Annotated in this window: 2 protein-coding genes; one reads left to right on the top strand and one right to left on the bottom strand. The window is 50.6% G+C overall.

The genetic code is table 11. The features are described 5' to 3' along the window. Window positions 1-230: 230 nt before the first annotated feature. Window positions 231-941, bottom strand: a complete 711-nt coding sequence (locus F9B91_RS12110; RefSeq protein ID WP_070539119.1) for a phosphoglycolate phosphatase — start codon at window positions 939-941, stop codon at window positions 231-233. Window positions 942-1,336: 395 nt separating this feature from the next. Between F9B91_RS12110 and F9B91_RS12105 the strand changes: the two genes are divergently transcribed. Beyond that, a complete protein-coding gene (locus F9B91_RS12105) occupies window positions 1,337-2,602 on the top strand; it encodes a Glu/Leu/Phe/Val family dehydrogenase (RefSeq protein ID WP_003740770.1) in 1,266 nt (421 codons plus the stop codon). Window positions 2,603-3,074 lie beyond the last annotated feature (472 nt).

Below are 3,074 nucleotides of genomic sequence, written 5' to 3'. Positions count from 1 at the left end.
GTGGATAGGCGGTTAGGTAGTTGATGTTTAATGGGGATTTATTCCGGACAGTAGTGCGCGCAGACGGGAATCCAGTGATTTGAAATCAACACAACTTTTAAACAATTCTGAAAAATTAAAGTCTGGATTCACGCCTGTGCGGAAACGACGAGTCTTTTTATTTCCACTGCTTTATTTTCAGACGACCTTTGAAGCAGGAATAAAGGTCGTCTGAAAACAAGGATGCCGATTTACTCGTCGTCTTCTGTTTTTTTCGGTCGCAGGTTTTCGTAGATTTCGGGCAGCGAGCCGATAATCCAGTCGGGCTTGGTCGCTTTGTCTTGTGAGAGCAGAGTCATGTCGCCGTAGCCGAAGGTTACGCCGACGCTGAGGCAGCCGGCGGCTTTGGCGGCGATGATGTCGTTGCGGGAGTCGCCGACCATAATCATGTTGGCGGGATCAATGCCCAAAACTTCGGCGGCGTGTTGCAGCGGCAATGGGCTGGGTTTCTTTTCGGGCAGGCTGTCGCCGCCGAGGATTAGGCTGAAGTAGTCGGCGAGTCCGAGCTGTTTTAAGAGTTCGACGGCGAGGATTTCGTTTTTGTTGGTGATGACCACCAGCGGGATGCCCAGTGATTTGAGCAATGCCAGTCCGGCTTCGGTTTCGGGGTAGGGGCGGGTGAAGTCGCTTAAGTGGTCGCGGTAGTATTTCATGTAGAACACGAAGCCTTTTTCCCACAAATCAGGCGCAGCTTCTTGGTCGCGGTCGTTGGTGATGACGCGGTGGACGAGTTTGCCGATGCCATCGCCGACGTAGCCTTCTACCGTTTTAGCGGGCAGCGGCTCCATGTCGAGATATTCGCGCATGGCTTCGGCTGCGGCGGCAAGGTCGGGGACGGAATCGCATAATGTGCCGTCCAAATCAAAAGCTGCTGCTTGGACGTGTTCGATGGCGGCGGTCATGATGTGTTTTACTCGTGAATGATAGGGACGCGTATTTTAACATTGTTTCCCGATAGGTAGTTTTCAGATGGATTGTTAACAATATAGTTGGAGCTTGAAATGGCATTTCATTGATTTTCAGAAGCTTTGACTTTGAAAGGCAGGCTGATTCAATTTTCAGACGACCTTTTTTAAAAACAAAGGTTTTTGGAGAGCGTTCAGAAAATAGGAACATTCTGTAAAGGGATGGACGAAGCAGTTTGAATGTCCTCTTCAGTCGTCTGAAAAATAAAACCATATATAAATTAATCAACTTTGAAAATACCGACTACATGCTATTACATTTCATTTGGAAATTGGTTATAGTTACAGCTGCAAAGTCTTTAAACCTCAATCCGACATGAGAAGGAAGAGCAATGTCCCAATCCGCAGCAAAAGAAACCCTTAATCCTTTCGAAATCGCCCGCAAACAGGTCAAAACTGCCTGCGACCGACTCACTGCCGACCCTGCGGTGTATGAAATCCTGAAAAACCCGCAACGCGTTTTGGAAGTTACCTTCCCCGTCAAACTCGACGACGGCACGGTCAAAACCTTCACCGGCTACCGTTCGCAACACAACAATGCCGTCGGTCCCTACAAAGGCGGCGTGCGCTTCCACCCCAATGTGAATCTGGACGAAGTCAAAGCTTTGTCGATTTGGATGACCATCAAATGCTGCGTTGCGGGCATTCCTTACGGCGGCGGCAAAGGCGGTATTACTTTGGATCCGCGCGATTATTCAGAAGCCGAGTTGGAACGCATTTCACGCGCTTATTCCGAAGCCATTTCTCCGCTTATCGGCGAAAAAATCGATATTCCCGCCCCCGATGTAAACACCAACGGCAAAATCATGTCGTGGATGGTCGATGCTTATGAAAACGTCGTTAAAAAATCCGCACCGGGCGTGTTCACCGGCAAACCGGTCGAATTCGGCGGCTCTTTGGCGCGTACCGAAGCGACAGGTTACGGCGTGAACTTCGCTGCCGTCCAAGCTTTGGAAAAACTCGGTAAAGACGTGAAAGGCGCGACCTACGCTATCCAAGGCTTCGGCAATGTGGGCTATCACACAGGCTATTACGCGCATCAATCCGGCGCGAAAGTCGTTGCCGTTTCCACCGTTGACGTCGCCATCTACAATGAAAACGGCTTGGATATGGAAGCCCTGTTCAAAGAGTTCCAAGAAAAAGGCTTCATTACCAATGAAGCGGGTTACGGCAAAGAAATCAGTAATGCCGAACTCTTGGCGCTGGATGTGGACGTACTCGCCCCTTGCGCGCTGGAAAACCAACTGACTTCCGAAAACGCCGGCAAAGTGCGCGCTAAAATCGTGGTCGAAGGCGCAAACGGCCCGACTACGCCCGAAGCCGATGCCATCCTGCGTCAAAACGGCGTGCTGGTCGTGCCCGATATTCTGGCAAACTGCGGCGGCGTGGTCGTTTCCTATTTTGAATGGGTGCAAAACCTGCAAGGCTATTATTGGGAATTTGACGAAGTTCAGGAAAAAGAAACCGTCGTCCTGCGCCGCGCGTTCCGCGATATTTGGAATCTGGCGCAAGAGTATGATGTGGACCTGCGTACCGCGTCTTACATGATGAGTATCCGCCGCGTTGAAAAAGCGATGAAACTGCGCGGTTGGTACTAATTAAATTTTGAAGGATTGGTTTGAGAAAAGGTCGTCTGAAAATTTTTCAGACGACCTTTTGGTTTGTGTGGCGGATAGTGCTTAAAAATGGAGCGGGCGGACTGGCGGCATTGCGGGTCGTATGCCTGCGGATAGGGGAGGTACGTCGATTGTCAGGTTTTTGTTGGAAGAGCGGGTGTGAATGTTGAGGTTGACGTGCAGCGGTAAACCCGAACCGGCAGCCGGGACGGGCTGATAGATTTTGCCGTCGAGGTTGATGCACTTGAATGGAGACCTTTGCAAAAAAGCCCTTCCCTCGACAGCCGAAACCCAAAAACAGGTTTTCGGCTGTTTCCGCCCCCAATACCTCCTGATTTTACCCAAATACCCCCTTAATCCTCCCCGGACGCCCCATAATCAGGCATCCGGACCGCCTTTTAGGCGGCAACAGGCACACTTAGCCTATTGGCCGCTTTCAACAGGTTTAAACACA

Source organism: Streptococcus mitis (assembly GCF_008763935.1).
Lineage (GTDB): Bacteria > Bacillota > Bacilli > Lactobacillales > Streptococcaceae > Streptococcus > Streptococcus mitis_DB.
Note: the sequence above shows the minus strand (reverse complement) of the source record. Positions and strands in the feature narration are given on the sequence as shown.